Origin of the sequence: Enterobacter asburiae (genome assembly GCA_011754535.1) — a bacterium.
GTDB classification, from domain to species: domain Bacteria; phylum Pseudomonadota; class Gammaproteobacteria; order Enterobacterales; family Enterobacteriaceae; genus Enterobacter; species Enterobacter cloacae_N.
Window position 1 is genome coordinate 1,377,014 of sequence record JAAQVN010000001.1, and the last position, 24,117, is coordinate 1,401,130.

Annotated in this window: 24 protein-coding genes; 3 read left to right on the top strand and 21 right to left on the bottom strand. The window is 54.9% G+C overall.

What is annotated here, in order from left to right:
- Positions 1-56: 56 nt before the first annotated feature.
- Positions 57-845 (top strand): deaminated glutathione amidase, encoded by a 789-nt coding sequence (locus HBM95_06380; GenBank protein ID NIH42567.1) that lies wholly within the window; start codon positions 57-59, stop codon positions 843-845.
- 125 nt (positions 846-970) lie between these two features.
- On the top strand, positions 971-1,171 hold the full coding sequence (gene tatE, locus HBM95_06385) for a twin-arginine translocase subunit TatE (GenBank protein NIH42568.1): 201 nt from the start codon (positions 971-973) through the stop codon (positions 1,169-1,171).
- 81 nt (positions 1,172-1,252) lie between these two features.
- On the opposite strand, the gene lipA is transcribed toward tatE, so the two are convergent.
- From lipA to leuS, 14 genes are all read right to left on the bottom strand, one after another.
- On the bottom strand, positions 1,253-2,218 hold the full coding sequence (gene lipA, locus HBM95_06390) for a lipoyl synthase (protein ID NIH42569.1): 966 nt from the start codon (positions 2,216-2,218) through the stop codon (positions 1,253-1,255).
- Positions 2,219-2,425: 207 nt separating this feature from the next.
- Positions 2,426-3,379: a DNA-binding transcriptional regulator gene (locus HBM95_06395; GenBank protein ID NIH42570.1), complete on the bottom strand. Its 954-nt coding sequence runs from the start codon at positions 3,377-3,379 to the stop codon at positions 2,426-2,428.
- A gap of 290 nt (positions 3,380-3,669) precedes the next feature.
- A complete protein-coding gene (lipB, locus tag HBM95_06400) occupies positions 3,670-4,311 on the bottom strand; it encodes a lipoyl(octanoyl) transferase LipB (protein ID NIH42571.1) in 642 nt (213 codons plus the stop codon).
- Between the two features lie 94 nt (positions 4,312-4,405).
- The gene (locus HBM95_06405) at positions 4,406-4,669 is read right to left on the bottom strand and encodes a YbeD family protein (protein NIH42572.1); all 264 of its coding nucleotides are present in this window, start codon (positions 4,667-4,669) and stop codon (positions 4,406-4,408) included.
- A gap of 105 nt (positions 4,670-4,774) precedes the next feature.
- Positions 4,775-5,986 (bottom strand): D-alanyl-D-alanine carboxypeptidase DacA, encoded by a 1,212-nt coding sequence (gene dacA / locus HBM95_06410; protein NIH42573.1) that lies wholly within the window; start codon positions 5,984-5,986, stop codon positions 4,775-4,777.
- A 139-nt stretch (positions 5,987-6,125) separates the two neighbouring features.
- Complete coding sequence (rlpA, locus tag HBM95_06415) at positions 6,126-7,235, bottom strand: endolytic peptidoglycan transglycosylase RlpA (protein NIH42574.1); 1,110 nt, start codon at positions 7,233-7,235, stop codon at positions 6,126-6,128.
- 16 nt (positions 7,236-7,251) lie between these two features.
- Positions 7,252-8,364 (bottom strand): peptidoglycan glycosyltransferase MrdB, encoded by a 1,113-nt coding sequence (mrdB, locus tag HBM95_06420; GenBank protein NIH42575.1) that lies wholly within the window; start codon positions 8,362-8,364, stop codon positions 7,252-7,254.
- 2 nt (positions 8,365-8,366) lie between these two features.
- Positions 8,367-10,268 carry a peptidoglycan DD-transpeptidase MrdA gene (gene mrdA / locus HBM95_06425; GenBank protein NIH42576.1) on the bottom strand — a complete coding sequence of 634 codons (1,902 nt, stop codon included), beginning with the start codon at positions 10,266-10,268 and terminating at the stop codon, positions 8,367-8,369.
- Between the two features lie 28 nt (positions 10,269-10,296).
- On the bottom strand, positions 10,297-10,764 hold the full coding sequence (gene rlmH, locus HBM95_06430; protein NIH42577.1) for a 23S rRNA (pseudouridine(1915)-N(3))-methyltransferase RlmH: 468 nt from the start codon (positions 10,762-10,764) through the stop codon (positions 10,297-10,299).
- Positions 10,765-10,767: 3 nt separating this feature from the next.
- Complete coding sequence (gene rsfS / locus HBM95_06435) at positions 10,768-11,085, bottom strand: ribosome silencing factor (protein NIH42578.1); 318 nt, start codon at positions 11,083-11,085, stop codon at positions 10,768-10,770.
- A 268-nt stretch (positions 11,086-11,353) separates the two neighbouring features.
- Positions 11,354-12,019, bottom strand: coding sequence for a nicotinate-nucleotide adenylyltransferase (gene nadD / locus HBM95_06440; GenBank protein NIH42579.1), 666 nt, complete (start codon positions 12,017-12,019; stop codon positions 11,354-11,356).
- Positions 12,012-13,043 carry a DNA polymerase III subunit delta gene (gene holA, locus HBM95_06445; protein ID NIH42580.1) on the bottom strand — a complete coding sequence of 344 codons (1,032 nt, stop codon included), beginning with the start codon at positions 13,041-13,043 and terminating at the stop codon, positions 12,012-12,014. Before holA ends, nadD begins: the two co-directional genes overlap by 8 nt.
- Positions 13,043-13,612, bottom strand: a complete 570-nt coding sequence (lptE, locus tag HBM95_06450) for an LPS assembly lipoprotein LptE (GenBank protein ID NIH42581.1) — start codon at positions 13,610-13,612, stop codon at positions 13,043-13,045. Before lptE ends, holA begins: the two co-directional genes overlap by 1 nt.
- A 14-nt stretch (positions 13,613-13,626) precedes the next feature.
- The gene (leuS, locus tag HBM95_06455; GenBank protein ID NIH42582.1) at positions 13,627-16,209 is read right to left on the bottom strand and encodes a leucine--tRNA ligase; all 2,583 of its coding nucleotides are present in this window, start codon (positions 16,207-16,209) and stop codon (positions 13,627-13,629) included.
- A gap of 216 nt (positions 16,210-16,425) precedes the next feature.
- Between leuS and HBM95_06460 the strand changes: the two genes are divergently transcribed.
- On the top strand, positions 16,426-16,908 hold the full coding sequence (locus HBM95_06460; GenBank protein NIH42583.1) for a zinc ribbon-containing protein: 483 nt from the start codon (positions 16,426-16,428) through the stop codon (positions 16,906-16,908).
- Between the two features lie 79 nt (positions 16,909-16,987).
- Here the strand turns inward: HBM95_06460 and rihA are convergent, their stop codons facing one another.
- The 7 genes from rihA to corC all read right to left on the bottom strand — a co-directional run bounded on the left by rihA (position 16,988) and on the right by corC (position 24,074).
- On the bottom strand, positions 16,988-17,929 hold the full coding sequence (gene rihA, locus HBM95_06465; protein ID NIH42584.1) for a pyrimidine-specific ribonucleoside hydrolase RihA: 942 nt from the start codon (positions 17,927-17,929) through the stop codon (positions 16,988-16,990).
- Positions 17,930-18,049: 120 nt separating this feature from the next.
- Positions 18,050-18,775, bottom strand: coding sequence for an amino acid ABC transporter ATP-binding protein (locus tag HBM95_06470; GenBank protein ID NIH42585.1), 726 nt, complete (start codon positions 18,773-18,775; stop codon positions 18,050-18,052).
- Positions 18,775-19,449: a glutamate/aspartate ABC transporter permease GltK gene (gene gltK, locus HBM95_06475; GenBank protein NIH42586.1), complete on the bottom strand. Its 675-nt coding sequence runs from the start codon at positions 19,447-19,449 to the stop codon at positions 18,775-18,777. Before gltK ends, HBM95_06470 begins: the two co-directional genes overlap by 1 nt.
- Positions 19,449-20,189: an amino acid ABC transporter permease gene (locus HBM95_06480; protein NIH42587.1), complete on the bottom strand. Its 741-nt coding sequence runs from the start codon at positions 20,187-20,189 to the stop codon at positions 19,449-19,451. Before HBM95_06480 ends, gltK begins: the two co-directional genes overlap by 1 nt.
- A 155-nt stretch (positions 20,190-20,344) precedes the next feature.
- Positions 20,345-21,250 carry an amino acid ABC transporter substrate-binding protein gene (locus tag HBM95_06485; protein NIH42588.1) on the bottom strand — a complete coding sequence of 302 codons (906 nt, stop codon included), beginning with the start codon at positions 21,248-21,250 and terminating at the stop codon, positions 20,345-20,347.
- A 401-nt stretch (positions 21,251-21,651) separates the two neighbouring features.
- Entirely contained in the window at positions 21,652-23,190 is a 1,539-nt protein-coding gene (lnt, locus tag HBM95_06490; protein NIH42589.1) for an apolipoprotein N-acyltransferase, read from the bottom strand.
- Positions 23,191-23,195: 5 nt separating this feature from the next.
- On the bottom strand, positions 23,196-24,074 hold the full coding sequence (gene corC / locus HBM95_06495; protein ID NIH42590.1) for a CNNM family magnesium/cobalt transport protein CorC: 879 nt from the start codon (positions 24,072-24,074) through the stop codon (positions 23,196-23,198).
- Between the last annotated feature and the right edge of the window lie 43 nt (positions 24,075-24,117).

A 24,117-nucleotide genomic window follows, 5' to 3' on the forward strand; every position in this document is an offset into this window, starting at 1 on the left:
GCTATTTGATGTGTAAGAGTAGCGAGTTTAACGCTGTTTATGATGAGGGGACAAATATGTATGTTGCGGTAGGGCAGTTTGCAGTCACGCCTGACTGGCGGGTTAACGCAGTGCAGTGCGTTAACCTGATGATGCAGGCCCGACGGAAAGGGGCATCGCTGCTGGTACTTCCTGAGGCGCTATTGGCAAGGGATGATCATGACCCTGATTTGTCCGTGAAGTCCGCGCAATCCCTTGACGGCGAATTTTTACAGCAGCTGCTTGCCCAGAGCGTGGGCAGTACGATGACCACCATCTTAACCGTGCACGTTCCCTCAACGCCGGGTCGCGCAGTAAATACGCTCGTGGCTATCCGTGACGGTGCAATTGTTGCGCGCTATGCCAAGCTTCATCTCTATGATGCGTTCAGCATTCAGGAATCGCGACGCGTTGATCCGGGAGATGTTGTTCCGCCGCTCATTGATATCGACGGGTTTAAGGTGGGGTTGATGACCTGTTATGACCTGCGTTTCCCGGAGCTGGCCCTGCATCTGGCGTTGCAAGGGGCGGACGTGCTGGTATTGCCTGCCGCATGGGTTAAGGGGCCGCTAAAAGAGCAGCACTGGGCAACGCTGCTTGCGGCACGCGCGCTGGACACGACCTGCTATGTCGTTGCCTCCGGAGAGTGCGGCAATAAAAACATTGGACAGAGCAGGGTGGTTGATCCGCTGGGCGTCACGATTGCCGCCGCAGCGGAAGCGCCCGTTCTGCTGATGGCGGAGATAATTTTAGAAAGAATTGCGCTTGCGCGTCAGCAATTACCTGTTCTTCGCAACCGACGCTTTGCGCCACCGCAATTATTGTGATGTTTTTTTCAACAATGCTTGATTCACCTTGTTACAGATTGCTATTGTGTGCACGCGCCAAATGACCGTTAATACAATCGGGTTTTGGCGCTGAATGCAGCCTGTTTTATGTAAAGAAGGTATCTATGGGTGAGATTAGTATTACCAAACTGCTGGTGGTTGCCGCACTGGTCGTCCTGCTGTTTGGTACCAAGAAGTTACGCACGCTGGGTGGTGACCTGGGGGCTGCCATCAAAGGCTTCAAGAAAGCGATGAACGACGATGACGCAGCCGCGAAGAAAAGCGCTGAGGACATCCCGGCAGAGAAGCTTTCCCACAAAGAGTAACGGCAATGCCTGAGGGCTTGCGAAAAAAAACCGGCTCATGAGGCCGGTTTTTTTGCATTACTGTAAATGAATATTACTGCGTTATTTGACTTCTTCACCCTTCGCCTGCATGTCCGCGTGGTAAGAAGAACGAACAAACGGACCGCACGCTGCGTGGGTAAAGCCCATCGCCAGCGCTTCGGCTTTCATCTCGTCAAACTCATCCGGGCTGACGTAGCGCTGAACCGGCAGGTGGTGACGGCTTGGCTGCAGATACTGACCGAGCGTCAACATGGTCACACCGTGGCGGCGCAGATCGCGCATAACGTCGATGATTTCGTCATTGGTTTCGCCCAGGCCGACCATCAGACCTGACTTGGTTGGAATATGCGGATGCGCTTCTTTAAAGCGCTCCAGCAGCTTCAGAGACCAGTTATAGTCTGCGCCTGGACGCACCTGACGATAAAGACGCGGAACGTTCTCCAGGTTGTGGTTAAACACATCTGGCGGCGTTGCGGTCAGGATGTCCAGCGCGCGATCCATACGGCCGCGGAAGTCGGGAACCAGCGTCTCGATTTTGATATTTGGGCTTTTTTCGCGAATGGCGGTAATGCAGTCGGCGAAGTGCTGAGCACCCCCATCACGCAGATCGTCACGGTCAACGGACGTGATAACCACATAACGCAGCGCCATGTCGGCGATGGTTTGCGCCAGTTTTTGCGGTTCGTTTGCATCGGGAGCCACCGGGCGGCCATGAGCTACGTCGCAGAATGGGCAGCGGCGGGTACAGATGGCACCCAGAATCATAAACGTCGCGGTACCGTGATTGAAACATTCAGCAAGGTTCGGGCAAGAGGCTTCTTCACAAACTGAGTGAAGGCCGTTCTTACGCATCGCCGCTTTGATCCCCTGGATACGCGAAGAGTCTGCCGGAAGTTTGATTTTCATCCATTCCGGTTTTCTTAACAGCGCCTCGCGCTCTGTAGCCACGTTTTTAACCGGGATAAGGGCCATTTTATCGGCATCGCGGTATTTAACACCGCGTTCCATCACAATGGGTTTACTCATAGCGTGCGTGTTCCAGTTGCGAATATCGAAGGAAAGCGTTTCAATTCAAGGGAATGTTGTATTTATCAACTATTTTTGAACGAACGACAGGCAGTATATCATTGAAAGGGTCTTTAAAGCAGCCTGTCAGGTCGCCAATTTGTAAAATAGTTGTTGTTTTGTGCGTTTTGCCCTGCAAGCGGCAGGAACGTGTACTGGCACGCTCTTTCAGAAGGCCTGACGGATAATGCGGATGACGTTTTCCAGCACCGGATCGCGCAAGCTGAGTTTGTTGTAATGCAGTGAAATCTCGATAGATTCTGCATTGAGCTGGCTGAGCGGGATGCTTTCCAGCGGCCAGCATTTCCGCAGCAGGTTATACAGGCGTGAAGGCATGATGCACAGCATATCGCTGCTGCCGATCAGGGATGCGGTGGTGAACATATTGTAACTGCTGAAGCTGATCTGACGTTCCGGGAAAATTTCATCAATACGCTGACGCAGGGCATGGTTTGACTGTCCTTCGGTCATGAAAGACGAGTGGTCGTAGTTGCGCAGGTTCTCAATGGTTAACGGCTCGCTGAGAGCGGGGTGCTGCTTGCGGCAAACCAGCACCAGGTTATCCGCGTAAAGCACATTTTGCCCCAGCGCCCGGGCACTAAAGCTGCCGCTTTCAATAACCAGATCCGTCTGGAACTGAGCAAGCTGAACGTCAGGTTCGTTGAGAGGCACATTGCGAAGCAGAAGCTGTGGCGCATGCTCTTTTACGGCCTGGAAGATCGCAGGCATCACCAGCACGCCGACAGAAGGAGAACAGCCGATGGTAATGGTTCTCTGTTTGTCATAGCTTCCGGTTAAATCCAGCGCACCCAGAATCGACTCCAGCCCCTGGCTGATGTATTCGTGGAGATGTGTTGCATAGGCCGTCGGCGTGACGCCCTGACCCTTACGGATAAATAAGGGATCGGGAAATATAGCCCGTAACTTTTGAATTGACTGGCTTATTGCAGATGGCGTGAGATTAAGAATTTTCGCAGCGTTAACGATCCCCTTATGGACATATACTGCCTCAAAAATAGTCAGTAAATTGAGGTCAATATTACGTAAAGTCCGAAAAATTTGCGGCTTGTCTTCGCCACCAGGGTCATTCAGGCGTTTGGCTGGTAAATTATTATACTCCACGCTTTCACTCCGTATACATTCACAACATGAATGATAGTTGAATTTATTTATTATGCTTGTAGAGATTCGTAAAGTGTTGGTTTTGTTCCACTTGTTTATCAAAAACAAACAGTTGTGTGATTATCACTCAAGTTACTTAGCCTGTGTATGCCATGCTGTCCGGAGGCTAAATAATATGTAACGGCAATATTCGGGCGCTTCGAAAATATAGAATCTGCGGTTTATTGTAAAGCGTAAAAGCGGTAAATAAACAGTGGCCCGTCAAATTATCGGGCCGCCTGGATGATATATTAAGCAGGGATATATTCGTGTGGGGGGTTGTTAAGTAGTGCTAACATGTTCTTCAGAAGCACGGGGCGTATATTCTCCGGCGTAGCGGTGTCGACCCACTGGCGCATTTGCGTCATTTCCATGCCGGCGTAGCCGCAGGGGTTTATGCGCTGGAAAGGCGTAAGATCCATATTAATATTCAATGCCAGGCCGTGGAAGGAACAGCCTTTACGAATACGTAGCCCCAGAGAGCAGATCTTCATTTCGCCAACGTAGACGCCCGGCGCATCGGCACGCGGATGCGCGTCAATACCATATTCCGCCAGCGTGTTGACGACGGTTTGCTCCAGCAAAGTGACCAGCTCACGCACGCCAAGCTTTCTGCGCTTCAGATTAAGCAGGACGTACATGACCTGCTGACCCGGGCCGTGGTAAGTCACCTGTCCGCCGCGATCGCTCTGGATCACCGGGATATCGCCCGTCATTAATAAGTGTTCCGCTTTTCCCGCCTGGCCCTGCGTAAATACCGGCAGATGTTCGACCAGCCAAATCTCATCAAGGGTAGCGTCATCGCGTGAATCGGTGAACTCGTGCATAGCCTGGGAGACAGGCTCATAAGGTTGCAGCCCGAGATGACGGACCAGAATTTTATCCTGATACAAAACGCGTCTCCGAAGACGAGGAACAAAAGATGAGGGGGAGTATATCACAGCGGGGAAGAGGGGTTACCCGGTAAACCGGGTAACCGCAAAGGGACTACAGCACCATACGAACAATTTCGATATTGCCGAGCTCTTCGTACAGCGTCTCAACCTGCTCGATATGTGTAGCAGTGATGGTAATAGAAACCGAGTGGTAGTTGCCCTTGCTGCTTGGTTTTACTGACGGAGAGTAGTCACCCGGCGCATGGCGCTGTACCACTTCAACCACCTGATCAACCAGCTCAGGTTTCGCCAGACCCATTACTTTGTAGGTAAATGGGGTAGGGAATTCAAGCAGTTCGTTAAGTTTGGTTTTCATGTCAGCTCCGGCGTAACGTCAAAAAGAATAACTCCCACGTCAGGTGGGAGTTATCAGGATAATTAGTATATGGGGATCAAAATCACACTTTCAAGTGTTCGATTTTTAGCCAAACCAGTGATGGAACATCAATTTAATGTAATCAATGATTTTGCCGAAGAAATTGCCTTCAGGAATTTCTTCCAATACCACGAGTGGGCGCTGGTCGATTGTTTTACCGTCCAGCTGGAAATTGATGGTACCCACCACCTGGTTTTTCTGCAGCGGGGCATGCAGTTCGGTGGTGTTGAGCACATAGCTTGCTTTCAGATCCTTCATACGACCGCGTGGAATGGTCAGATACAGGTCTTTATCCACGCCCAGGGAAGCACGGTCGTTATCGCCGAACCAGACGGGTTCAGAAGCAAACTCTTTGCCGGCCTTCAGTGGGTTCACGGTTTCGAAGAAGCGGAAGCCCCAGGTCAGCAGCTTCTTGCTTTCGGTTTCGCGACCTTTGAAGGTGCGCCCCCCCATCACGGCTGAGATCAGACGCATCTGGCCTTCAGTGGCAGAAGCCACCAGGTTGTAGCCGGCTTTGTCGGTGTGGCCGGTTTTGATGCCGTCAACGTTCAGGCTGTTATCCCACAGCAGGCCGTTACGGTTGGTTTGACGAATACCGTTGAAGGTGAACTCTTTCTCTTTGTAAATAGAGTACTCGTTCGGCACATCACGGATCAGCGCCTGACCAATCAGCGCCATATCACGCGCGGAGCTGTACTGACCGTCTGCATCGAGACCGTGTACGGTCTGGAAATGGCTGTTCTTAAGGCCCAGCGCGGTAACGTAGCTGTTCATCAGACCGACGAAAGCATCCTGGCTACCGGCGGCGAAATCGGCCATAGCCACGCAGGCATCGTTGCCGGACTGCAGGTTAATACCACGAATTAACTGAGAAACCGGAACCTGCATTCCTGGTTTCAGGAACATCAGCGAGGAACCTTTGAAAACCGGGTTCCCGGTAGCCCACGCATCGTTACCGATGGTGACCAGATCCGTCTCTTTGAACTTACCGGCTTTCATTGCCTGGCCGATAACATAGCTGGTCATCATTTTGGTCAGGCTGGCCGGGTCACGGCGGGCATCAGCATTCTGTTCTGCCAGCACTTTGCCAGAGTTGTAATCGATCAGGATGTAGGATTCCGCGTCGATTTGCGGAACGCCAGGGATCATGGTCTTGATATTCAGGTCATCAGCATGAGCTGCAGAGAGTGCAGCCGCGCAAAGGGCCGTGGTCAGCGCCATGCGCTGCACAAAACGAGCAGAAAAAGTGGTCTTCATGGTCAGAACTACGACATCCGTGATGGAATTAAAAAAAGTGCCTTACTATAGCAAATGCTATTCAGGCAGGCATCCGACTTTAAGCATGAGTTTGTGAATGTGTTTTACACAAACTGACATTTCGGATACCGCCGATTAATTACTTCGTAACAGCGATAAAGGACTGCAGCTGTGCCTCACTCTGCAAACGCTGCTGCAGGGACGCCGCCTGCGACTTGCTGGAGAACGGCCCCATCTGAATACGCCAGACCGCGCCGTTTTGCTCAACGCGTCCTGGTACGCCAAACTGCTGGCTGAGACGCTGCTGATACTGCTGGGCACGGGCCCGATCGCTCACAGCCCCCACCTGAACGACAAAGCCGCCGCTGGCTGCTGCGGGAGCGGCAACGGCTGCGCTCTGGGTCGTGACCGGAGCCGTTACGGGGGCTGGCTGCTGCACGACGGGGGCGGCAACCGGCGCGGGAGTCGGCTCACTGCCCTCCAGCACGCCCGAGGCCAGGTTCGTTGGTGCGCCAAGGAAGCCGCTGCTTTTTACCGGTGCGCCAGTGGAATCATCGCTTTGCAGGGTGTCATTGCTGATCGGGCGTATTTCTCCCGCCGGCTGAGAAGGCTCTGCTGGCGAGGAGACGCTTCCCATGCCGCCGTCCAGATTTGGGCGGTCGGGGAGGGCATAGGTCTGTTTCGCCACCGTGGTACACGCGGTTCCCGGCCCGGAGAGCGAACCATCCTGCGCCACGATAATCGGGTCAATGCGAACTTTGGTGTTGTTCGAGGTGTTCAGGCGATCGGCTGACGCGCGCGACAGGGAAATTACCCGGTCGTTACCGTACGGGCCGCGGTCGTTAATACGCACGACGATCATTCGGCCGTTCGCCAGGTTGGTGATACGGGCGTAGCTTGGGATCGGTAACGTCGGGTGCGCCGCAGTCAGCTGCATTGGATCAAATGTTTCACCCGATGCCGTCAGGTTACTGCCCGGCTCAGCATCATAAATGGCGGCAAAGCCAGCCTGGCTAAAGCGGGACGGATCCTGCACGATTTTGTAGCTTTTGCCGTCGCGCTCGTAATCCTGATTCGCGCTGGCATTCAGCGGTTCATAAACGGGATCGGCACCGCTGATTTCAACGATTGGGCCATTACACACCGCAGGCTGCGGCGGCGCGACGGTTGCCTGTTGCTGACCATCATCACTTGTGCAGGCCGCAAGTAAACTTGCCGCAATGCAGATCCCCAGCCACTGCTTACGCATTCCGATCCCCTTATTTTTATACGCTTTTTGACAACATTTTTCTGTGGGTGTGGATCGACATCACGATACCAAACCCGGCCATCAACACGATCAGTGCCGAGCCTCCGTAACTCACCAGCGGCAGCGGTACGCCTACCACTGGCAGAATACCACTCACCATACCAATATTTACGAAGACATAAACGAATAAAATCAGCATCAATCCACCTGCCATGACGCGGCCAAAGGTGGTTTGCGCGCGTGCCGCAATCCACAATCCTCGCATGATGAGCAGCACGTAAAGCGCCAGCAGGATCAGGATGCCAACCAGTCCTAGCTCTTCAGCCAGTACCGCAAAGATAAAGTCGGTGTGGCGTTCCGGTAAAAACTCCAGCTGCGACTGGGTACCGTGCAGCCAGCCTTTACCGCGCAGGCCGCCGGAGCCAATCGCAATCTTGGACTGAATAATATGATAGCCCGCACCGAGCGGATCGGTTTCCGGATCGAGAAGCATCATGACGCGCTGGCGCTGGTAGTCATGCATCAGGAAGAACCACAGGATAGGGATAAACGCGGCCACCAGCACCACCGCGATACCAATCAGGCGCCAGCTTAAGCCCGACAGGAACAGGACAAACAGGCCGGAGAGGGCGATAAGGATTGAGGTACCGAGGTCAGGCTGCGCCGCAACCAGCAGCGTCGGCAGGAATATCAGCACCAGGGCGATAGCGGTATTTTTCAGCGACGGCGGACAGACGTCACGGTTGATAAAGCGCGCTACCATCAGCGGGACTGCGATTTTGGCAATCTCCGAGGGCTGGAAACGGACAATGCCCAGATCCAGCCAGCGCTGTGCCCCTTTTGAGATGGCACCGAACGCATCTACCGCCACCAGCAAAATAATACAGAAGATGTAGAGATAGGGCGCCCAGCCTTCATAGACGCGCGGCGGGATCTGCGCCATCACCACCATGATGACCAGACCCATCGCGATCTGGCCGATCTTGCGTTCCATCATGCCGATGTCCTGGCCGCTGGCGCTCCAGATAACCAGGGCGCTGTAAACCAGCAGGGCCAGCAGGATCAGCAGCATGGCTGGGTCGATGTGAATTTTATCCCACAGCGATTTTTTATTTGGATTATCCGTCATGATTATTGGTCCTCCGCCGCAGCGGCGGCCGGGTTTTCAGCCGGCAGTTCGGTGTTGTTATCACCCAGCATAATGTGGTCCAGGATCTGGCGCATGATGGTCCCTACCGCCGGGCCAGCGCCGCCGTTCTCCAGAATCATCGCCACCGCTACCTGCGGGTTATCATAAGGGGCAAACGCCGTCATCAGCTTATGGTCACGCAGACGTTCGGCAATGCGGTGTGCGTTATAGGTTTCATTGGCTTTCAGGCCAAAGACCTGTGCCGTACCGGATTTCGCGGCTACTTTATATGGCGTACCCGCGAAATACTTGTGCGCGGTTCCGTTTGGACGGTTTGCCACACCGTACATACCGTCTTTCGCTATTTCCCAGAAGCCGGAATGGATGTCACCCACCGGCGCTTCATGGGGCTGCACCCACGGCACTTTTTTGCCGTCTTCAACGGTACTTTGCAGCAGGTGCGGGACCTTAACCACGCCGTCGTTGATGAGGATCATCATCGCTTTGTTCATCTGAAGCGGGGTAGCCGTCCAGTAGCCCTGACCGATACCCACCGGTATGGTATCACCCTGATACCACGGCTTCTTAAAGCGCTTCAGCTTCCACTCGCGGGTAGGCATGTTACCGGACCGTTCCTCTGCCAGATCCACGCCGGTGTAGTGTCCGTAGCCGAATTTGCTCATCCACTCAGACAGGCGGTCAATGCCCATGTCATACGCCACCTGATAGAAGAAAGTATCCGCAGATTCTTCCAGCGATTTAGTGACGTTCAGATGGCCGTGACCCCATTTTTTCCAGTCGCGATAGCGTTTTTCAGAGCCGGGGAGCTGCCACCAGCCCGGGTCAAACAGGCTGGTATTGCGGTTGATGACGCCCGCACTCAGCGCTGAGACTGCCACGTAAGGTTTAACCGTTGATGCCGGCGGGTAAACGCCTTGCGTAGCGCGGTTCACCAGCGGGGTGTTAGGGTCATTCAGCAGGCCGGAGTAGTCTTTACTGGAGATGCCGTCAACAAAGAGGTTCGGGTCATAGCTTGGCATAGAAACCATGGCCAGAATGCCGCCGGTGCGCGGGTCTGTGACCACCACGGCCGCACGGCTGCCTGCCAGCAGGGTTTCAATATACTGTTGTAGTTTGAGATCGAGCGTCAGATAGACGTCGTGCCCCGCCTGAGGCGGTACTTCTTTAAGCTGGCGGATGACGCGGCCACGGTTGTTAACCTCAACTTCTTCATAGCCGGTCTGCCCGTGCAGGACATCTTCGTAGTAGCGTTCAATTCCCAGCTTGCCGATATCATGCGTCGCGGCGTAGTTCGCCAGCTTGCCGTCTTTATCAAGGCGCTCGACGTCTTTATCGTTAATCTTGGAAACGTAGCCAATCACATGCGTCAGCGCGGAGCCGTAAGGATAGTAGCGACGCTTGTAACCCTTCACTTCCACTCCAGGGAAGCGGTACTGGTTCACCGCAAAACGGGCGACCTGGACTTCCGTCAGATTGGTTTTCACCGGAATGGAGGTGAAACGGTGCGAGCGGGCGCGTTCCTTTTTGAAGGCCGCGATATCATCATCGTTAAGATCGACAACGCTTCTTAGCGCCTCCAGCGTATTCTGCACGTTATCAACCTTCTCCGGCATCATCTCGACTTGATAGATGGTGCGGTTTAACGCCAGCGGGGTGCCGTTACGGTCGTAGATAATGCCGCGGCTGGGCGCGATAGGCACCAGCTTAATGCGGTTTTCGTTTGAACGCGTCTGGTAATCGGTAAAGCGGACAATTTGCAGATTATAAAGGTTAGCGATTAGCACGCCGGTAAGCAGCAAAATCCCCAAAAAGGCGACCAGCGCCCGGCGCACAAACAGCGCGGACTCAGCCGTATAGTCGCGAAAAGAATTCTGTAGTTTCATCCGCTGCTTAATCTACCCTGGTCAGTCATTACTCGCGGTGATAGGGGTGGTTGGTAGTAATGCTCCACGCGCGATACAAGCTTTCCGCCACCAGGACCCGAACGAGCGGGTGGGGCAGCGTCAGCGCAGAGAGAGACCAACTTTGTTCTGCTGCCGCTTTGCAGGCGGGGGATAACCCTTCAGGTCCGCCAATCAACAGACTGACGTCGCGGCCATCCTGCTTCCAGCGCTCCAGTTCATGCGCTAGCTGCGGCGTATCCCAGGGTTTACCTGGAATATCGAGAGTGACGATGCGGTTCTTGCCTGCGGCAGCCAGCATCAGTTCACCCTCTTTGTCGAGAATACGTTTGATATCCGCGTTCTTGCCGCGCTTTCCGGCGGGGATCTCCACCAGTTCGAACGGCATGTCTTTTGGAAAACGACGCAGATATTCAGTAAAACCGGTTTGTACCCAGTCCGGCATTTTGGTGCCGACGGCGACCAGCTGCAACTTCACGCATTAACCCCAGAGTTTTTCCAGCTCATACAGGCGACGGCTCTCTTCCTGCATGACGTGGACAATTACATCGCCGAGGTCAACAACCACCCAGTCAGCAGTTGCTTCACCTTCAACGCCAAGCGGTAACAGTCCTGCTGCACGCGATTCCTGAACCACATGGTCGGCAATCGAAACAACATGACGCGTAGAGGTCCCGGTGCAGATAATCATGCAGTCGGTAATACTGGATTTACCCTTAACGTCGATAGCGATGATGTCCTGACCTTTCAGGTCATCAATTTTGTCGATAACAAAATCCTGGAGTGCTTTACCCTGCAAGTTTTCCCCCTGGGTGAATGAGATTGTACAACTATGAATTCGTGGCCAGACAGTATACCTGAACTGACGCCCCTGTCGGGACAAATGTCGCCGTCCGGGTTTTTGAAGGCGGGTATCATCCCACCCTCCGCCTGAGATTGCATCGCCATTTTTGTAAAACAATTTCTGTAAAGCAACGTTCGGCGGGAAAGTCTGGCAGCGGAGGATAACAGTATGGCTTAACCTGTCAAGGCAGGATAATCAATATGCTGCTTTTTATGCCTTCCGGCTATTTATCTGCGGTTTTCTGATACAACCCGTGCGTATGAATATACGCCAGCACCGGGGCTGGCAGAAGATCGTCACAGGCTAAACCCTGCTGTAAACGTTCGCGAATAAGGGTGGCTGAGATGTCAAACCACGGCGTCTCCGCCAGATAAATCTTCCCGGCGGGCTGGTTGTGAAGATCTTCAACGTTATCGGTGAGATGGTCTTCAAGCCACTGCTGATATTGCGCTTCTCGCATGGTCAGCGGGTAGCCCGGACGGCGGCAGACGAGCAGGTGGCTGTTCTCCAGAATGGTTTCATACTTGTGCCACGTGGGAAAGTTGAGCAGGGAGTCCTGACCGATAATAAAGGCGAGCGGCTGGTTCGGCCCTTGCTCAGCCCGCCACTCCTGCAGCGTTTGCGACGTCCACGAGGGGGTGTGACGACGCAATTCCCGTTCGTCCAGCCTGAAGAGCGGCTTATCCGCGATAGCCAGAGCGAGCATCTCTTTTCGCTGCTCGCTGGTCGCCTCTGGCTGGGGGCGGTGCGGCGGGACATTATTGGGCATGATGGTAACGCGCTGCAGGCCGATCAGATTCGCCAGAATTTCTACCGGCTTCAGATGCCCGTAGTGTACCGGGTCAAAGGTGCCGCCATACAGGGCCTGTAAAGAGTGCATACTATCCATCAATAAATACGTCAGCCAGCGCCTTGTGGCAGAGCAGCAGGGAAAGGCTTTCCAGCTCCGCCCACACCGACTGGCCGTAATCTTGTTTTAGGGTGAGCTCGGCGCGCATCAGAAGCTGCACAGCCTGGCGAAGCTGTTCATGACTCAGGCGGTTGATGGCCTCGGTGGTCATTGCCCGCCGGTTTTGCCACACCCGGTGTTTATCAAACAGGGAGCGCAACGGCGTATGGGCCGACTGGCGCTTGAGCGTTATTAGCAGCAACAGTTCGCGCTGCAGCGTGCGCAGCAGAATGACGGGTTCACTGCCCTCCAGGCGCAGCTGCTGAAGAATATGCAGGGCGCGTTTGCTTTTCGCCGAGAGCAGCGCATCCACCCAGTGGAACGGCGTAAAGTGCGCCGCGTCGTTCACGGCCTGCTCAACGCGCGGTAAGGTCAGCTTGCCGTCTGGCCAGAGCAGGGAAAGCCTGTCCAGCGCCTGTGCCAGAGCCAGCAGGTTGCCTTCATAGCAGTAGCAGAGCAATTGATTGGCAGCATCGTCCAGCTGAAGGTTGTTCTGCTTTGCTCTCGCCGCCACCCATTTAGGCAGGTGCGCCTGCTCAGGCGTCTGGCAGATGACCAGCACCGCGTGGGTCGCGAGCTGGGTGAACCATGCCGCGTTTTCCTGCGCTTTGGTAAGCTTGCTGCCGCGCACAATTAACAGCAGATCGCTGTGTAACAGGCTCACCAGGGTGGCGAGTTGCTCATTGATGGCCGCGTTAGGGCCGTTTTCCGGCAGCAGGATCTGGATTGTCTGGCGCGATGCAAAAAGGCTCATCGCCTGACAGAGTGAGAAGAGGGCGTTCCAGTCGGTGGTGTTATCCACCTGAACGGTATGGTGTTCATCAAAGCCCTGAGCCGCGGCCGCATGCCGCACGGCATCCAGGCTTTCCTGAAGTAGTAACGGATCGTTTCCGAGCAGCAGATACGCCGCGCGCAGCCCTTCATTGAGCTGCGCGCGGAGTTGTTCAGGATACAGCCTGATCATCATTTACCCAGAGAGGTAGAAACAGGAGGCGTGCTGGCATCCGGTTTTTCAATAATGTCAGAGCCTTCCCGGTTAGACGCTGCAATACCTGGCAGTTTGCGGATCAGCTGTTCCGCCGCCTTGTCGTACATTTCGTTGATGATAATCTGCTGCTCGGCATCTTTTGCCAGCGCGGTTTGCGGGTTATCAAAGAACGAACGATACACTTTTGTGCTGATCGGATAGATGTCTTTACCCGGGATCAGCACAGCCGCGTTGACCGACAGCACCATCTGGTATTCAGCCGTACGACCGTCCTGGAAGATGGACGCCGTATCCTGGCTCAGCGTCATCCCCAGTACACGCAGAGACGGTACGTCCTGGCGAAGCGTACCTTTCTCGATAAGCTCAACGCCGTTCAGGCGCAGCTGATTACGGATAGCCCGGCTGAGCGGGCCATTCGGATCTGATGAGTCGAAAATCATCGTTTTCATTTCAGGTGGCACCGCCGTGGTGTTGCGCAGGTGCCAGCCACAGCCAGCGGTGACAAGCACCGCCAGAGATAAGAGTATTGTTGCCAGTTGTCGCACGTTTCCTCCCGCGCTTAGCCAACGACCAGATTGAGCAGTTTACCCGGTACGTAGATCGCTTTACGTAAGGTAACGCCCTCAAGATATTTCGCAACCAGAGGTTCCTGGCCCGCGCGCTCGCGAACCTGATCTTCAGTTGCATCAACCGCCACGGTAATTTTACCACGGACTTTGCCGTTGACCTGGACCACCACCAGCGTGGTGTTTTCCACCATCGCTGCCTCGTCAGCCACCGGCCACGGCGCGTTGTCGATATCGCCTTCACCTTTCAGCTCCTGCCACAGGGTGAAGCTGACGTGCGGCGTGAACGGGTTCAGCATGCGAACGACGGCCAGCAGCGCTTCACGCATGATGGCACGATCTTGCTCGCCGTCCTGCGGGGCTTTCGCCAGCTTGTTCATCAGTTCCATAATAGCCGCAATTGCGGTATTGAAGGTCTGACGACGACCGATATCATCGGTCACTTTCGCGATCGTTTTATGAACATCACGACGCAGCGCCTGCTGATCTTCGCTCAGCGCAGCGGCGTTCAGTGCCGGGGCATCACCCTGTGCGGTGTGTTCGTACACCAGTTTCCAGACGCGTTTCAGGAAGCGGTTCGCGCCTTCCACGCCGGATTCCTGCCACTCCAGCGTCATATCAGCCGGAGAGGCAAACATCATGAACAGACGCACGGTATCCGCGCCGTAACGCTCAACCATCACCTGCGGGTCGATACCGTTGTTCTTAGACTTGGACATCTTGCTCATGCCGGTATAAACCAGTTCATGGCCTTCAGCGTCTGTCGCCTTAACGATACGGCCCTTCTCGTCGCGTTCAACGATTGCATCAACCGGAGAAACCCAGTTGCGCTCGCCGTTCGCGCCAACGTAGTAGAAGGCGTCTGCCAGCACCATGCCCTGGCACAGCAGTTGTTTAGCGGGTTCGTCAGAGTTCACCATGCCGGCATCGCGCATCAGCTTGTGGAAGAAGCGGAAATAGAGCAGGTGCATGATGGCGTGTTCGATGCCGCCAATGTAGATGTCTACCGGCAGCCAGTAGTTGGCGGCGTCAGAATCCAGCATACCTTCTTTGTACTGCGGGCAGGTATAGCGCGCGTAGTACCATGACGACTCCATAAAGGTGTCAAAGGTGTCGGTTTCACGCAGCGCAGGCTGGCCGTTGACGGTGGTTTTTGCCCACTCAGGATCGGCTTTGATCGGGCTGGTGATGCCGTCCATAACCACGTCTTCCGGCAGGATCACCGGCAGCTGATCTTCCGGCGTTGGCATCACGGTGCCGTCTTCCAGGGTCACCATCGGAATCGGCGCACCCCAGTAGCGCTGACGGGACACGCCCCAGTCGCGCAGACGGAAGTTCACTTTACGCTCGCCCACACCCAGTGAGGCCAGCTTGTCGGCGATGGCGTTGAAGCCCTCTTCGAAGCTCAGACCGCTGAATTCGCCGGAGTTGAACAGGGTGCCTTTTTCGGTCAGCGCTTGCTCGGTCAGGTCGGGTTCAGAACCATCGGCAGCCAGAATAACGGCTTTAATCGGCAGGTTGTATTTGGTGGCAAATTCGTAGTCGCGCTGATCGTGACCCGGAACGGCCATTACCGCACCGGTACCATACTCCATCAGCACGAAGTTTGCCGCCCAGACCGGGATCGCTTCGCCAGTAAGCGGGTGCTTAGCATAGAAGCCCGTCGCAACGCCTTTTTTCTCCATCGTCGCCATGTCGGCTTCGGCCACTTTCGTGTTGCGGCACTCGTCGATGAAGGTAGCCAGTTCCGGGTTGTTCTCTGCCGCTTTCTGCGCCAGCGGGTGACCTGCGGCCACGGCCAGGTAGGTCGCGCCCATGAAGGTGTCCGGACGGGTGGTGTAGACGGTCAGGGTCTGATCGTAGTTCTCAACGTTGAAGGTAATTTCCACGCCTTCAGAACGGCCGATCCAGTTGCGCTGCATGGTCTTAACGGTGTCAGGCCAGTGGTCCAGCGTATCCAGATCGTTCAGCAGCTCATCAGCGTAAGCGGTGATTTTGATAAACCACTGCGGGATCTCTTTACGCTCAACTTTGGTGTCGCAGCGCCAGCAGCAGCCGTCGATAACCTGCTCGTTCGCCAGAACGGTTTGGTCATTCGGGCACCAGTTAACGGCAGACGTTTTCTTGTATACCAGGCCTTTTTTGTACAGCTCGGTGAAGAACTTCTGCTCCCAGCGGTAGTATTCCGGGGTACAGGTCGCCAGCTCGCGGCTCCAGTCATAACCGAAGCCCAGCATTTTGAGCTGGTTTTTCATGTACGCGATGTTGTCATACGTCCACGGTGCCGGAGCGGTATTGTTTTTAACCGCTGCGCCTTCTGCAGGCAGGCCGAACGCATCCCAGCCGATTGGCTGCAGAACGTTTTTTCCCAGCATGCGCTGGTAACGGGCGATCACATCACCGATGGTGTAGTTACGCACGTGGCCCATGTGTAGTCGACCAGAAGGATAGGGAAGCATCGACAGGCAGTAATACTTCTCTTTGCTCTCGTCTTCGGTTACTTCAAAGGTGCGCTTCTCGTCCCAGTGTTGCTGGACTTTTGATTCTATCTCTTCCGGGCGGTATTGCTCTTGCATGGCAGCCAGTGGTCCTGTGTTCAATACAGCTACAAAAATGTAGCCAATGGATGTGGTAATTCAGATCCGCATAGCATAGCCCAAACGCCCGCGTCAAAACAGCCTTTCGCGCAATTGCACTTTGCAGGAATTTACCGGGTCTGTGCTTCACCTGACAAAGCGGCGGTGAAATAAGGTCTATTATTAGAAATAGTTACTTACCCGGGAGGCAAAATGATGAACAAGGTTGCTCAATTTTACCGCGAACTGGTGGCGACACTGACGGAACGGCTGCGTAACGGTGAGCGCGATATTGACGCGCTGGTCGAACAGGCGCGTGCCCGGGTGACGCAAACGGGTGAGTTAACGCGAACCGAAGTGGAAGAGGTGACGCGCGCCGTGCGCCGCGATCTTGAGGAGTTTGCGCGTAGCTACGAAGAGAGCCAGGAAGAGGTCACGGACAGCGTCTTTATGCGGGTGATCAAAGAGAGCCTGTGGCAGGAGCTGGCGGATATTACCGATAAAACCCAACTGGAGTGGCGCGAAGTATTCCAGGATTTAAACCATCACGGCGTGTACCAGAGCGGTGAAGTCGTGGGGCTGGGGAATCTGGTGTGTGAGAAGTGCCATCACCATATTGCGGTGTATACGCCGGATGTGTTGCCGCTGTGTCCGAAGTGCGGGCACGACCAGTTCCAGCGCCGCCCGTTTGAGCCATAAATAAAAGCAAAACGGCAACCCCGTTGCCGTTTTTAGTGTTTGCTCCCTCTCCCCGTGGGAGAGGGCCGGGGTGAGGGCATCAGGCCGCAGAGTAATAAGTCAGTCTCTCCGCCAGCAAATCCACGAACGCCCCACGGTCGATATCCACCATCAGTGTTGTATTCGGTTTATTCCCCGTCAGCGAATAGTAATCCACCACCGTCATCCCCTGGGTGTATTTCCCCTGCGTCTCGACGCCAACCCATCTGTGCACAGTGGTAAACATCTCAGGCTTCAGTAGCCAGGCAATGGTACACGGGTCGTGCAGCGGCGCGCCGTGGAAACCCCACTTTTCGGCTTTGTGATACTCCATAAAGAAGTCGAGCAGTTCGGCCACGGTTGTCGCGACCGTATTACCCACGGAGCGGAAACGCTCAATATCGTCCGCCATAATCTGCGCGCGGTGGGTAACGTCCAGTCCAGCCATCACAATCGGTAGGCCGGACTGGAAGACAATCTCAGCAGCTTCCGGGTCGACAAAGATGTTGAACTCCGCAGCCGGCGTCCAGTTCCCCAGCCCCATCGCGCCGCCCATAATCACAATACGGGCGATTTTACCGTGCAGTTCCGGGTGGCTGTTTAGCAGCAGCGCAACGTTGGTTTGCGGTCCGGTGGCGACCAGCGTCACGGGCTCCGCGCTTTCACGCAGCACCTTCGCCATCAGCTCCACGGCGGTGCAGTTTTGCGGCGCAAAGCCTGGCTCCGGCAGTGCCGGACCGTCCAGGCCGCTTTCCCCATGAACGTTGTCGGCAATGATCAGCTCGCGCATCAGCGGCTTCACGGCCCCGCCGGCGACAGGAATATCGGTGCGTTTGAGCAGCGTCAGCATGCGCAGCACGTTGCGCAGGGTTTTATCAGGCGTTTGGTTTCCAGCGGACGAGGTGACCGCTTTTACATCGAGTTCAGGGGAGGCAAGTGCAAGGACGAGCGCGATCGCGTCATCATGACCCGGATCGCAATCGAGAATAATTGGCTGTGCCATAGCGTTCTCCATACGTAGCGTTATTTTGTGACAAGGTTAACGCTGCAATGTGACGCCGACGAGAGGAACTGAGTGAAAGCGTGAAGCAGTGCGCAATCCGCAGATTGCGCACCGGGAAGATTAGTGCAGGATTTTCGCGAGGAAATCTTTGGCGCGTTCGGATTTCGGGTTGGCGAAGAACTCTTCTTTCGGCGAGTCTTCGACAATTTTCCCTTCGTCCATAAAGATCACGCGGTTGGCCACTTTACGGGCGAAGCCCATTTCGTGCGTCACCACCATCATGGTCATCCCTTCGTGCGCAAGCTCGACCATCACGTCCAGCACTTCGTTGATCATTTCAGGATCGAGCGCCGACGTGGGCTCATCGAACAGCATGGCCACCGGATCCATACACAGCGCGCGCGCGATCGCCACACGCTGCTGCTGGCCGCCGGAAAGCTGTGCCGGGAACTTATCGGCATGCGCAGAAAGCCCCACGCGCTCCAGGAGCTTCAGCCCTTTCTCGCGCGACGCTTTTTTATCACGCTTAAGCACTTTTACCTGCGCCAGCGTCAGGTTCTCAATAATGGAGAGGTGAGGGAACAGCTCAAAATGCTGGAACACCATGCCAACGTGAGAGCGAAGCTGGGCGAGGTTGGTTTTCTTATCGTTCACTTTGGTGCCGTTCACAACAATTTCGCCCTGCTGCACAGGCTCCAGACCATTAACCGTTTTGATCAGCGTGGACTTACCGGAACCGGACGGCCCGCATACCACCACCACGTCGCCTTTTTTGACTTCGGTGGAGCAGTCGGTCAGCACCTGAAAGTGCCCATACCATTTAGAAACATTTTTCAGGGAAATCATTATACCGTCCTTTTCTTCAGCCAGCTGACCAACAGCGACGCGCTTAAACTAATCACAAAATAGACCGCACCCGCGAAGAGCACCATCTCGACCTGCGTACCATCACGTTCACCGATGGTCGACGCGGTACGGAAAAAGTCCGCCAGGCTCAGAACATAAACCAGAGAGGTATCCTGGAACAGCACGATACCCTGGGTCAGCAGGAGTGGAACCATGGCGCGAAACGCCTGCGGCAGAATGATGAGCTGCATGGACTGCCAGTGCGTCATTCCCAGCGCCAGCGCGGCGCTGGACTGCCCGCGGGAGATACTCTGGATACCCGCTCGGATAATCTCTGAATAATAAGCGGCCTCAAACATTGAGAACGCCACCATAGCGGAGATCAGGCGGATATCAGTTTTCGGCGACAGCCCCAGCACGTTCTGTAAGAAGCCGGGGACGATCAGATAAAACCACAGCAGCACCATTACCAGCGGAATAGAGCGGAACACGTTAACGTAGGCGGTCGCAAACCACGCGAGCGGCTTAAAGCTCGACAGTCGCATGACGGCCAGCAGGGTGCCCCAGACGATACCCACGATGATGGCGATCGCGGTGATCTTTAAGGTAATTACCAGACCATCGAGCAGGTAGGGCATGGATGGAACAATAGAACTCCAGTCAAATTCGTACATTATTTGCCCCCCAGATTGCCCGGCAGGCGTACTTTGCGTTCAACCAGGTTCATCACCAGCATGATGAAAGCGTTAATCAGAACATAGGCGAGCGTGATCGCGGTGAAGGATTCCCACGCGTGAGCGGAGTAATCCAGCAGCTTGCCCGCCTGTGCAGCCATATCCACCAGGCCGATGGTTGAGGCGATGGCCGAGTTTTTCACCAGGTTCATCATCTCAGAGGTCATCGGTGGAACGATAACGCGGTAGGCGTTAGGCAGCAGCACATAGCGGTAGGTTTGTGGCAGGGTCAGGCCCATGGCCAGGCCCGCATTTTTTTGTCCGCGCGGCAATGACTGAATGGCGGCACGCACCTGCTCGCAAACGCGCGCAGCGGTAAACAGCCCCAGACACATCATGGAGGAGACAAAGAACTGCACATTCGGATCCAGCTCCGACTTGAACCACATGCCAATATTTTCCGGCAGCAGTTCCGGGATGACCAGATACCAGGTAAAGAACTGCACGATGAGCGGAACGTTACGGAACAGTTCCACATACAGTGTGCCAATGGTTGAAAGGAAACGGTTAGGGACGGTGCGCAGAATACCGAACAGCGAACCGACAAGAAACGCGATGATCCACGCCGTTATCGATAATGCCACGGTAACCTGAAAGCCGCTCCACAGCCAGCCAAGATAGGTGGTGTTGCCGAACGGGGCTTGTTGCAGGAATATGCCCCAGTTCCAGTCTATTGACATAATAAACTCCAGAAAAAAGAGGGTAGCAGCGCTACCCTCGAAGATTGGTGAGAAGCTCATTTTTCGCGCTGAGTGGGGAACGACCACTCAACGTATAGTCTGTCCATGCTTCCCGACAATCGAGAGGGCAGGAGATCCCGCCCCTGTTGTTCTAATTAGTTAAGAGCCTTGTCATTTGGAGATTTGAACAGCGCTTTCATGTCGTCAGACAGTTCAAAATTCATGTTCAGGTTTTTTGGTGGAATTGGGTTCTTGAACCACTTGTCGAACCATTTTTCCGCTTCGCCGGAGGTCTGAACCTGAGCGATGGTGTCATCGATCAGCTTTTTGAACTGCGGATCGTCTTTACGCAGCATACAGCCGTAGGCTTCTTTGGACTGCGCGGTACCGACGATATCCCAGTTGTCTGGTTTCTTCGCCTTCGCACGTTCGCCCGCCAGCAGGGCGTCATCCATCATAAACGCGACGGCACGGCCGCTTTCCAGGGTACGGAAAGAGTCGCCATGGTCTTTCGCGCTGATGATGCGCATGTCCATTTTCTTCTCGTCGTTCAGCTTGTGCAGCAGGACTTCAGAAGTGGTACCGGAGGTCACAACGACCGCTTTGCCTTTCAGGTCAGCAAAATCTTTGATCGCTCCGCCTTTTTTGGTCAGCAGACGGGTACCCACGACAAAGATGGTGTCAGAGAAGGCCGCCTGCTTCTGGCGTTCGAGGTTGTTGGTGGTAGATCCACACTCGAAGTCAAAGGTGCCGTTTTGCAGCAGTGGAATACGGTTCTGTGAAGTGATTGGGATCAGCTTCACCTGCAGGTCAGGTTTGTTCAGCTTTTTCTTCACAGCTTCAACGATGGCGTTGGAGTAATCCTGTGAATAGCCCACGACTTTTTGCGTGTTGTCGTAGTAAGAGAACGGGACGGAAGATTCACGGTGGCCGACCACGATGACGCCGTTTTTGGCAATCTTGTCGAGAGTGCTGCCTGCTGTTGGAGCGTCTTCAGCGTGAACCACGCCTGCGGACATTCCCATAACCAGCATTGCTGTGGCCAGTTTACGTAATTGCATACCCAACTCCTTTCTTATCAGCGCCAGTGACGCATTGATACCCATTGTGATGTTGTTATATCTCGCGCGATGCGAGTGCAGTGTTATGCAAGCTTGTTAACATTTAGTCTGGCTTAATGTAAAGATTTTGCTGCGTTATTGTTTATTTTTGCGAAGCGCGCCGCACCATTCAGAGGCAATAATCTCCCGTTGCACCGTTTCGGTGCTACCGATGATCTACGCTGGTGCGACAAGGTTACACGTTAAGCCAAACTGCGTTTGCGTGAATAAATAAAGCAATAGGCGTGCCAGATTTGGCGTCGGAAGGGAGTTGTCGGGTGACGGCTACGCCTTACCCGACCTACGGGAGTAAAAATGTAGGCCGGGTAAGCGTCAGCGCCACCCGGCAACAGAAGGTAAGACTAGCGACGACGCTGACGCAGGCTCATCAGCACGGCGCCAAAGCCGAACAGCGCGGTCAAAATCCACAGTGGCCAGTTGCCGGTGCGGGCGTACGGCGTAAGTCCCGTGGTTGGCGTGACGTTAGTGGTCAGCACCTCACGGGTAAACTGCGGGATCATGGCCTGGATTTCACCCTGCGGACCAATCACGGCGGTGATGCCGTTGTTGGTGCTGCGCAGCAGCGGACGCGCCAGCTCCAGGGAACGCATGCGCGCCATCTGGAAGTGCTGCCACGGGCCGATAGATTTACCAAACCAGGCATCGTTGGAGATGGTCAGCAGATAGTCGGTATCCGGACGGAAGTTATCCCGCACCTGCTCGCCGAGGATGATTTCGTAGCAGATGGCAGCCGTAAGAGCCAGACCGTGCGCATGCAGCTGGGGCTGAACGTACGGGCCGCGGCTGAAGGAGGACATCGGCAGGTCAAAGAACGGTGCCAGCGGGCGCAAAATCGACTCCAGCGGGACAAATTCACCAAATGGCACCAGGTGGTTCTTGTTGTACCGGTCAGTAGAGTGGTAGCTGTACTCGCTATCTTTCCCAAGCGTAATGATAGTGTTGTAGGTGTCGTAGCGGTTCTGCTGATTCAGCCGCGCATCGACAATGCCGGTAATCAGCGTGCTGCCGCGCGCTACCAGCAGGTCGTTCATCATGTTCAGGAATGGCTGCTGGTTGATTTCCAGATCGGGAATGGCAGACTCTGGCCAGATAATCAGCTGCGATTTACCCATCACCTCTTCAGTGGCGTTGGCGTAGATCTTCAGCGTGTTCAGCAGCTCTTTTTCGTCCCACTTCATGGACTGCGGGATATTCCCCTGCACCATGGAAACCTGCATGGTGCGCTCAGGCTCAGGCGTGAACCACTGGATATAGCGCAGCGGGAAGGGCAGGGCGAACAGCACCAGCGCCACAGCCAGCGGTTTCCAGCAGCGCTGGACCAGCGCCAGGACCAGCAGGCCGCTCACCACCATCAGCAGGAAGTTAATGGCTTCAACGCCCATTACCGGCGCCAGACCTTTCAGCGGGCCGTCAATTTGGCTGTAGCCGAACTGTAGCCACGGAAAACCGGTCAGCACCCAGCCACGCAGGAACTCGGTAATCTGCCAGACTACCGGCGCGGCAATGGCGACGCGCAGCCAGGTGGTTTTAGGCCACAGGCGAGAAAGGATACCGGCGAACAGACCGGTGTACAGCGAGAGATAAGCAGCGAGCAGTACGACCAGGAAGACGTTAACCGGGCCTGGCATCCCGCCAAATTGGGCGATACTGACGTAGACCCAGTTAATGCCGGAACCAAACAGCCCCAGCCCCCAGAAGTAGCCAATGGCGGCGGCCTGTACCGGACGACGGTTCAGGGTCAGGCCCTGAAGCCCCATCAGGGAGAGAATGGCCGCGGGCCAGATATCGTAAGGAGAAAAAGCCAGCGTACCGCTGGCTCCGAGCAACAGCGCCAGCAGCAAACGGACGCGCTGGCGTTCAAGCAATGGGGCAAATGCCATTTACATTAATCTTCCAGTTTTGGCACCGGTGAATCGTCCGGCGTTCTGACGTGAACCTGTATAATACGTCGGCTGTCGGCCATTGCTACTTTGAACTGGTAACCGTCGATGTCAACGGTCTCACCGCGCGCCGGAAGATGGCCAAAGGCCTGCATCACCAGTCCACCAATGGTATCGACCTCTTCATCGCTGAAGTGGGTACCGAAGGCGTCGTTAAAGTCTTCAATCGAGGCCAGCGCGCGCACGGTCCAGGTGTGGCGGCTGAGCTGACGGAAGTCGATATCCTCTTCTTCGTCGTACTCGTCTTCGATTTCACCCACGATCAGCTCAAGGATATCCTCGATCGTGACAAGACCTGAGACGCCGCCGAATTCATCAATAACAATCGCCATGTGGTAACGCTGAGAGCGAAACTCTTTCAGCATCCGATCCACACGTTTACTTTCCGGCACAACCACGGCCTGGCGTAACACTTTTTCCATGCTGAAGGCTTCGGCATCGCTGCGCATAAACGGCAGCAGATCTTTCGCCATCAAAATCCCTTCGATGTGATCTTTATCTTCGCTGATGACCGGGAAACGCGAGTGGGCGGATTCGATGATCACATCGAGGCACTCGTCCAGGGTCTGGTTACGTTTCAGGGTGATCATCTGCGAGCGGGGGATCATGATGTCGCGGACGCGCTGGTCAGCGATGTCCATAACCCCTTCGAGCATTTCGCGCGTATCTTCGTCGATAAGGTCGTTCTGCCCGGAATCACGAATCAGCTCCAGCAGTTCATCACGGTTTTTCGGCTCGCCGTGGAAAAGCTGGTTCAGAATGAGGGAGAAAAATCCCTTTTTACTGGTTGTCGTGTCGCTACTGTGTGAATTGTCGTCGCTCATGGCGTTTGTTAAGGGTTCTCTTATTAGTTCAACGTTAACCACC

What these genes read in the sequence shown, in the direction of transcription:
- gltK (NIH42586.1), bottom strand. Translation starts at nt 19,449, where the DNA reads ATGTACGAATTTGACTGGAGTTCTATTGTTCCATCCATGCCCTACCTG.
- lipA (NIH42569.1), bottom strand. Translation starts at nt 2,218, where the DNA reads ATGAGTAAACCCATTGTGATGGAACGCGGTGTTAAATACCGCGATGCC.
- corC (NIH42590.1), bottom strand. Translation starts at nt 24,074, where the DNA reads ATGAGCGACGACAATTCACACAGTAGCGACACGACAACCAGTAAAAAG.
- HBM95_06470 (NIH42585.1), bottom strand. Translation starts at nt 18,775, where the DNA reads ATGATTTCCCTGAAAAATGTTTCTAAATGGTATGGGCACTTTCAGGTG.
- dacA (NIH42573.1), bottom strand. Translation starts at nt 5,986, where the DNA reads ATGAAGACCACTTTTTCTGCTCGTTTTGTGCAGCGCATGGCGCTGACC.
- HBM95_06405 (NIH42572.1), bottom strand. Translation starts at nt 4,669, where the DNA reads ATGAAAACCAAACTTAACGAACTGCTTGAATTCCCTACCCCATTTACC.
- HBM95_06380 (NIH42567.1), top strand. Translation starts at nt 57, where the DNA reads ATGTATGTTGCGGTAGGGCAGTTTGCAGTCACGCCTGACTGGCGGGTT.
- nadD (NIH42579.1), bottom strand. Translation starts at nt 12,019, where the DNA reads ATGGATAGTATGCACTCTTTACAGGCCCTGTATGGCGGCACCTTTGAC.
- lnt (NIH42589.1), bottom strand. Translation starts at nt 23,190, where the DNA reads ATGGCATTTGCCCCATTGCTTGAACGCCAGCGCGTCCGTTTGCTGCTG.
- HBM95_06460 (NIH42583.1), top strand. Translation starts at nt 16,426, where the DNA reads ATGAACAAGGTTGCTCAATTTTACCGCGAACTGGTGGCGACACTGACG.
- rihA (NIH42584.1), bottom strand. Translation starts at nt 17,929, where the DNA reads ATGGCACAGCCAATTATTCTCGATTGCGATCCGGGTCATGATGACGCG.
- mrdA (NIH42576.1), bottom strand. Translation starts at nt 10,268, where the DNA reads ATGAAACTACAGAATTCTTTTCGCGACTATACGGCTGAGTCCGCGCTG.
- HBM95_06485 (NIH42588.1), bottom strand. Translation starts at nt 21,250, where the DNA reads ATGCAATTACGTAAACTGGCCACAGCAATGCTGGTTATGGGAATGTCC.
- HBM95_06480 (NIH42587.1), bottom strand. Translation starts at nt 20,189, where the DNA reads ATGTCAATAGACTGGAACTGGGGCATATTCCTGCAACAAGCCCCGTTC.
- leuS (NIH42582.1), bottom strand. Translation starts at nt 16,209, where the DNA reads ATGCAAGAGCAATACCGCCCGGAAGAGATAGAATCAAAAGTCCAGCAA.
- holA (NIH42580.1), bottom strand. Translation starts at nt 13,043, where the DNA reads ATGATCAGGCTGTATCCTGAACAACTCCGCGCGCAGCTCAATGAAGGG.
- mrdB (NIH42575.1), bottom strand. Translation starts at nt 8,364, where the DNA reads ATGACGGATAATCCAAATAAAAAATCGCTGTGGGATAAAATTCACATC.
- tatE (NIH42568.1), top strand. Translation starts at nt 971, where the DNA reads ATGGGTGAGATTAGTATTACCAAACTGCTGGTGGTTGCCGCACTGGTC.
- rlpA (NIH42574.1), bottom strand. Translation starts at nt 7,235, where the DNA reads ATGCGTAAGCAGTGGCTGGGGATCTGCATTGCGGCAAGTTTACTTGCG.